Below are 6424 nucleotides of genomic sequence, written 5' to 3' on the forward strand. Positions count from 1 at the left end.
CGGCGCGGGGCTGCGGTCGTCGCTGTCTGGTCTTTCTCTCTCTATCCCCCCTCCCGCCCCCCCCCCCCCCCCCCCCCGACACTGTAGCGGCGGATTGGTCGGCATCTGTATCTATGGAAGTGACTGGATCGGAATTACGGTGGAAACAGATTCCTCTCCCCCGAGACCGCCATGCCCACCGCCCTGCCCTTGCGCCTGCTGCAACTGATCACCGGCCTGTTCCTGTACGGCTTCGGCGCCTCGCTGATGATCCGTGCGGCCATCGGCGTGGCGCCCTGGGATGTCCTGTCACAGGGCATCGCCGCGCAGACGCCGCTGTCGTTCGGCCTGGCGACCAATGTCATCGGCGCACTGGTGTTGCTGCTGTGGTGGCCGCTGCGGCAGAAGCCGGGTGTAGGGACCGTGCTCAACGTGATGCTGATCGGCCCCTCCGCGCAGTTCGGGCTATGGCTGCTGCCGCCGGCCGTCGGCCTTGGCTGGCAGCTGGCAATGTTCTGCGCCGGCATGCTGCTGGTCGCGCTGGCCACCGGCCTGTACATCGGCGCCAGGCTTGGCCCTGGCCCGCGCGACGGCCTGATGACCGGCCTGCATGCCCGCACCGGCTGGCCGATCTGGAAAGTGCGCAGCCTGATCGAAGGCAGCGTATTGCTGCTGGGCTGGTGGCTGGGCGGCAATGTCGGCCTCGGCACCCTCGCCTTCGCCCTGCTGATCGGTCCGCTGTGTGGTGTCACGCTGGGCTGGTTCGGGATCGGTCGCACCCCGGTAGTGCCGGCCGCCGGCCGGCAGCCGCAAGCACCCTGATCTGCCCAGGATGCCGGCCAGCGGCCGGCACTACCCCCCGGAGTTCGGGGGGAGCGCCGCAGGCGCGGGGGCGTGGAGGCCGGTAAGTGGGGCCCGCGGTTCGCGCAGCGAATTGCGGGAGCGACAGCACGCATGTGCCGAGCGTACCCGGCCAGCGGCCGGCACTACCCAAAGACCGGCCCTTGCCCCAGCCGCCGTTTCGCGGCACGCTTCGCGCTTCCGTACGCAAGCGTATCGACAATGTCGCCAGCCAACGAAAGCGCCTACCCCCATCTGTTCGCCCCGCTGGACCTGGGCTTCACCCAGCTGCGCAACCGCGTATTGATGGGCTCGATGCACACCGGCCTGGAGGATCGCGCCCGCGACTTCCCGCGGCTGGCGGCCTACTTCGCCGAACGCGCCGAGGGCGGTGTCGGCCTGATCGTCACCGGCGGCTTCGCGCCGAACGTGGTCGGCTGGCTGAAGCCCTTCGGCGGCAAGCTGTCCTGGCCCTGGGAAGTACGCCCGCACCGTCAACTCACCGCCGCCGCGCGCCAGCACGGCGCGAAGATCTGCCTGCAGCTGCTGCATGCCGGCCGCTATGCCTACCACCCGCTGTCGGTGGCGCCGTCGAAGCTGAAGGCACCGATCAACCCGTTCACCCCGCGTGCGTTGTCGGCCAGTGGCGTCGAGCGCCATATCGCCGACTACGCACGCAGCGCGAAGCTGGCCCGCGAGGCTGGCTACGACGGTGTGGAAGTGATGGGCTCGGAGGGCTACCTCATCAACGAGTTCATCGCCCCGCGCACCAACAAGCGCACCGACCGCTGGGGCGGCGATGCGAACCAGCGCATGCGCTTCGCGGTCGAGATCGTGCGCCGCATCCGCGAGGCCTGTGGCCCAGACTTCATCATCATCTACCGCCTGTCGCTGGTGGACCTGGTGGAGGACGGCAGCAACTGGGAGGAGATCGTGCAGCAGGCGCAGGCCATCGAGGCCGCCGGCGCGACGATCATCAATTCCGGCATCGGCTGGCACGAAGCCCGTATTCCGACCATTGCCACCTCGGTGCCGCGCGCCGCCTTCGCCGGGGTCACCGCCAAGCTCAAGCCGCATGTGAAGGTGCCGCTGGTGGCGACCAACCGCATCAACATGCCCGACGTCGCCGAGCGCATCCTCGCCAGCGGCGGTGCCGACATGGTGTCGCTGGCGCGCCCGCTGCTGGCCGACCCGCAGTGGCCGAACAAGGCCCGCGCCGGCCGCGCCGAGGCGATCAACACCTGCATCGCCTGCAACCAGGCCTGCCTGGACCACGTGTTCGAGAACAAGCTGGCCAGCTGCCTGGTCAATCCGCGCGCCGCCCACGAGACCGAGCTGGTCTATCGCCCCACCGCCACGCCGAAGAAAGTTGCCGTGGTCGGTGCTGGCCCGGCAGGCCTGGCGTGTGCCACCGTCGCTGCCCAGCGCGGCCATCACGTCACCCTGTTCGATGCCAGCGACGAAATCGGTGGCCAGTTCAACGTGGCCAAGCGCATCCCGGGCAAGGAAGAGTTCCACGAGACCCTGCGCTACTTCCGCCACGCGCTGCAGGAAACCGGTGTGCAGCTGCGCCTCGGCACCCGCGCCGATGCCACCCAGCTGGCCGGCTTCGACGAGGTAGTGCTCGCCACCGGCATCACCCCGCGCAAGGTCGATTTCCCCGGCGCCGACCACGCCAAGGTGGTCAGCTACCTGGACGTGCTGCTGGGCCGGGTTGAAGTGGGCACCAATGCGGCCATCATCGGCGCCGGCGGCATCGGCTTCGATGTCGGCGAGTATCTCAGCCACGCCGGTGAGTCCCCCTCCCTCGATCCGGAACGCTGGATGGCCGAATGGGGCGTGGACAGCGCGTTCGAGGCCCGCGGCTCGCTGGGCCGGCCCGAGGTCGAGGCATCACCGCGTCGGCTGTGGCTGCTGCAGCGCAGCCCGGGCAAGCCCGGCGCGCGACTGGGCAAGACCACCGGCTGGATCCACCGCGCCACGCTGAAGGCCAAGGGCGTGCGCATGCTCGGTGGCGTCGAGTACCTGGGCGTGGACGACGAAGGCCTGCGCATCCGCGTGGAAGGCAGCGAGCAGCTGCTGCCGGTCGACCATGTGGTGATCTGCGCCGGGCAGGAACCGAACCGTGCGCTACAGGCCGAACTGCAGGCCGCCGGCATCAACGCGCAGCTGATCGGAGGTGCCGATGTGGCCGCCGAACTGGACGCCAAGCGGGCCATCGACCAGGGCAGCCGGGTCGCCGCCGCGCTCTGATGAGCGCCTGAATGGGGGGCGGAATGTGATTTCCGTCACCCCTGCCGAACCTGAATGTCAAGCCGGGCGGTTCACGATGCGTTCGGCTATCCCCCCCTACCTTGCGCCATCTTTCCGCTCACCAGCCAGTTTCCGGTGAGCCGGCGCAGCCCCTCGATCGGTACTGATCGTTTCTTTTGGGGCTGCCCACGGGGCGGCCCCGATGGCCGCCTCCCCATGACGCCAAGTCGTACCCCGCCTCCTGTCGCCCCCGCGGCCGGAACCGGAGCGTGCGGCCCATACGGAGCAAGGAGTTATATGAAACTGGCCTGGATTCTCTGGCTGTCGCAGTTGTTGCCTCAGCCGGCCGCTGATTCATTGTGTTTGAGCACCACCGTTTACCTGGAAGCCCGCGACCAGACCCTGCGTGGCCAGCAGGCCGTCGCCGAGGTCGCCCTGCGCCGCCTCGACAGTGGCCTGTGGGGCGACTCCATGTGCCAGGTGGTCACCGCGCGCAAGCAGTTCGCACCGACCATCGTCTCGCCCGGCACCCAGCTGGGCAATGATGCGGCCTGGAGCGAGGCGATGAACGTGGCCTTCGACGCCGAGCGCAACTGGGCGCTGCCGGCCGGCGAGCGCCGCGAGATCGTGCCCGGTGCCAGCCACTTCGCCGCGCTGTCCATCGCCAGCCCGAACTGGCGCAATGCCTACCAGGTGGCCACCATCGGCGATCACACCTTCTATAAGGTGCAGAACCTCAAGCCGCGGCAGTCGTAACGATCCGTGCTGGCGGCAGCGTTGCCGCCCGCTGGCAAGCTCTGGGATAGTGGGCGTTTCCCGCCCGCATCACCTGGAGTTCCCATGAAGCTGTACAGCAAGCCCGGTGCCTGTTCCACCGCCGACCACATCGCCCTGCAGTGGACCGGCCAGCCGTTCGAGGTTGAACTGCTGAACAAGGACACCCTGAAGGGCCCGGAATTCCTCAAGATCAATCCGGCCGGTGCCGTCCCCGCACTGGTCGACGGCGACTTCGTGCTGCTGCAGAACGCCGCGATCATGGGCTATATCGCCGACAGCTTCCCGCAGGCCGGCCTCGGCGGCGACGGCAGCCCGCGCCAGCGCGCCGAAGCCACCCGCTGGCTGGCCTTCGTCAATTCCGATGTGCATCCGGCCTTCTCGCCGCTGTTCGCGCCGGGCAAGTTCATCGCCGACGAGAGCCAGTTCGATGCGATCCGCGCCGCCGCGCACAAGCGCCTGCGCGCCCTGTTCGAGACCGCCGACAAGCAGCTGGCCGACAAGCCGTGGCTGGCCGGCTTCCGCAGCTTCGCCGACCCGTACTTCTACATCACGCTGCGCTGGGCCGCCGGCACCAAGGTCGACCTGTCCGGCCTGGACAACCTGGCCGCCTACAAGGCGCGCATGGATGCCGATGTCGGCGTGCAGGCCGCGCTGAAGGCCGAAGGCCTGGCCTGAGCCAGACCATGGGTCGGAGCCGTCTGCACAGCAGACGGCTCTGCCCCCATCGGTGCAATCGCCACACTCAGCCGATCTGGCGGATCACTTCGCCCTTGGCATCGCGCAGGTAGGTCGGCACCACTTCGATGCGCAGCGCCGCCGCCACCGGGTAGATGCCGCGCTCGGCCCGCACGCCTGCCAGGGCTTCCAGACCCGTCTCGTCCAACGCCCAGCGCGCGCTGTCGGCCGATACCTCGCCGGTTTGACCGCGCGCGGCCGGAATGAATTCCCACTGCCGCTCGCGGCTGACCAGTTCCAGTGATTTGCCGTGGCGCAGGCGCAATGGCAGCAGCTCGCACACGCTGGCCACCTGGCCCGCACCGAGCACCAGGGTGGTGACGCCCGCCTCCTGGCGCCAGTCCAGCGTCTCGATGAACAGCATGCCGGTGCTGGAGCCCTCGCGCTCGCTGCCGGTCTGCACCTGTGCAGCCAATGCCGGATCCTCCAGCAGGTTGCCGCGATGCAGGTCGCTGATCCACAGCGGCATCGCCGGTTGCAGCGCCTGCAGCACGCCGCGCGTCGACCAGCGCTTGACCGCTTCCATCTCCTCATCGGTCAACCCGACCAGCTGCAGGAACTGCAGGTGGCCATTGGCGGTGTCGCGTGCGGGTAACTGCGGATCTGCGACGAAGGCCAGATGGCACAAGCGCGTGTTGGTCTCCAACGCGATCGGGCCGTTGGCGTTGAGGTGATGGCCATCCTCGAACACGTTGCCACTGCCGAACACATAGCGCGCCAGGTTCTGCAGCAGGTTCATCGGCCACACCGGTGGCGTGCTGCCGGCGTTCTCACCGGCGTCGGCAGCGAGGCGGAAGGTCAGCTCGAAACCATAGCCACTGGCGGTGGCATCACTGCTCTCCTTGGCGTACAGCTCGGAGAAGCCGTAGGTGATGTAATGCCAATGCGGTACCGGCGCATCCGCCCAGTACACGCTGATGCCATCGAGCGGATCCTGGCCACCGAGCGTGTACGGAAGCGCGGTGCCGAAGTGACGCGGTTCCTGCCCGGCATACAGCGGCGCCAGCGCCGCATTGATCGCGTCCCAGCCGGGGGTATCGGTGTCGTCGTGGTCGTCCTGCACGCGGGACTCCTTGTGGGGAAGTGAACCGATCACTTTACGCGGTGGCTCAGGCCTGCACGACCTCGCCGCCGCCATTGACCACGGCCGCCTGGGTCTCCTGCCACCAGCGCTGCGCCAATGCCGGGCTGCGCGCCTTGCCCACCGCCGCCAGCAGTTCCGGGCACAGGCGCTCCAGTGCCAGCGCATCGGTGCAGCGTTCGATCTTCAACTGCATGAAATAGCCCTTCAGGCCCAGATGCCGACGCACGGCCTCACTCATCGCGTCGTACAGCTGCTGGTACAGCGCCGGGTCCTGTTCACGGCCGGTGCTGATGCTGCGCGTCGGTGCGGCTTCGACACTTCCGCCGATCACTTCAATCAGGCCCTGCGCTGACAATTGCTCCAGTGCGTCCGGTGGTGCGCGCAGGCCTTCGAACAGGCCGCGCAGTTCAGTGTCATCGCGATGGCCGTCGACCATCAGCAGGATCGAACGCAGTGCCGCCGGCAGGCGCCGACCACGGTCCTCGATTTCCTGGCGGCCAGCGGCCGTCTTGGCGTGCAGCAAAGCCATTGCCTCCCCCCAATCTCTCGATGCGCAATGCCAGCGCGCCCTGGCGGGCGCGCTCCCCTGTGTGCCATCCCCGGACGGCACGCGCCTTCCCCGGCGCGCACCGCGTATTGCAGGTCGATGACAGGCCGAGCTTAGCGCAAGTGCTGCGGGTAGTGGGGGGGGGGGGGGGGGGCCCCCCGGCCGGGCGGGGGGGGGGGGGGCGGGCGGCGGGCGGGCGGCGGGGGCCC

General features: G+C 68.7%; 6 protein-coding genes. 4 read left to right on the forward strand and 2 right to left on the reverse strand.

From position 1 onward, the window contains the following. Positions 1-171 precede the first annotated feature (171 nt). The 4 genes from V3B25_RS19035 (at position 172) to V3B25_RS19050 (ending at position 4524) form a co-directional block, all read left to right on the forward strand. Entirely contained in the window at positions 172-801 is a 630-nt protein-coding gene (locus tag V3B25_RS19035) for a membrane protein (RefSeq protein ID WP_032130480.1), read from the forward strand. A 240-nt stretch (positions 802-1041) separates the two neighbouring features. Beyond that, positions 1042-3072 (forward strand): NADPH-dependent 2,4-dienoyl-CoA reductase, encoded by a 2031-nt coding sequence (locus V3B25_RS19040; RefSeq protein ID WP_329811354.1) that lies wholly within the window; start codon positions 1042-1044, stop codon positions 3070-3072. Positions 3073-3369: 297 nt separating this feature from the next. Continuing rightward, positions 3370-3828: a cell wall hydrolase gene (locus tag V3B25_RS19045; RefSeq protein ID WP_004154513.1), complete on the forward strand. Its 459-nt coding sequence runs from the start codon at positions 3370-3372 to the stop codon at positions 3826-3828. 84 nt (positions 3829-3912) lie between these two features. Then, on the forward strand, positions 3913-4524 hold the full coding sequence (locus V3B25_RS19050) for a glutathione S-transferase N-terminal domain-containing protein (RefSeq protein ID WP_049422602.1): 612 nt from the start codon (positions 3913-3915) through the stop codon (positions 4522-4524). A 67-nt stretch (positions 4525-4591) separates the two neighbouring features. Here V3B25_RS19050 and V3B25_RS19055 read toward each other — a convergent pair whose 3' ends face one another. After that, a complete protein-coding gene (locus tag V3B25_RS19055) occupies positions 4592-5647 on the reverse strand; it encodes a suppressor of fused domain protein (RefSeq protein ID WP_049400976.1) in 1056 nt (351 codons plus the stop codon). A gap of 46 nt (positions 5648-5693) precedes the next feature. Beyond that, positions 5694-6197, reverse strand: coding sequence for a hypothetical protein (locus V3B25_RS19060; RefSeq protein WP_279943227.1), 504 nt, complete (start codon positions 6195-6197; stop codon positions 5694-5696). Positions 6198-6424: the final 227 nt, after the last annotated feature.

The sequence above is a fragment of the Stenotrophomonas sp. SMYL8 genome (genome assembly GCF_036320065.1).
Taxonomy (GTDB): Bacteria; Pseudomonadota; Gammaproteobacteria; order Xanthomonadales; family Xanthomonadaceae; genus Stenotrophomonas; species Stenotrophomonas maltophilia_A.

Coding starts and splice junctions, on each gene's coding strand:
- V3B25_RS19035 (WP_032130480.1), top strand. CDS start 172: ATGCCCACCGCCCTGCCCTTGCGCCTGCTGCAACTGATCACCGGCCTG.
- V3B25_RS19040 (WP_329811354.1), top strand. CDS start 1,042: ATGTCGCCAGCCAACGAAAGCGCCTACCCCCATCTGTTCGCCCCGCTG.
- V3B25_RS19045 (WP_004154513.1), top strand. CDS start 3,370: ATGAAACTGGCCTGGATTCTCTGGCTGTCGCAGTTGTTGCCTCAGCCG.
- V3B25_RS19050 (WP_049422602.1), top strand. CDS start 3,913: ATGAAGCTGTACAGCAAGCCCGGTGCCTGTTCCACCGCCGACCACATC.
- V3B25_RS19060 (WP_279943227.1), bottom strand. CDS start 6,197: ATGGCTTTGCTGCACGCCAAGACGGCCGCTGGCCGCCAGGAAATCGAG.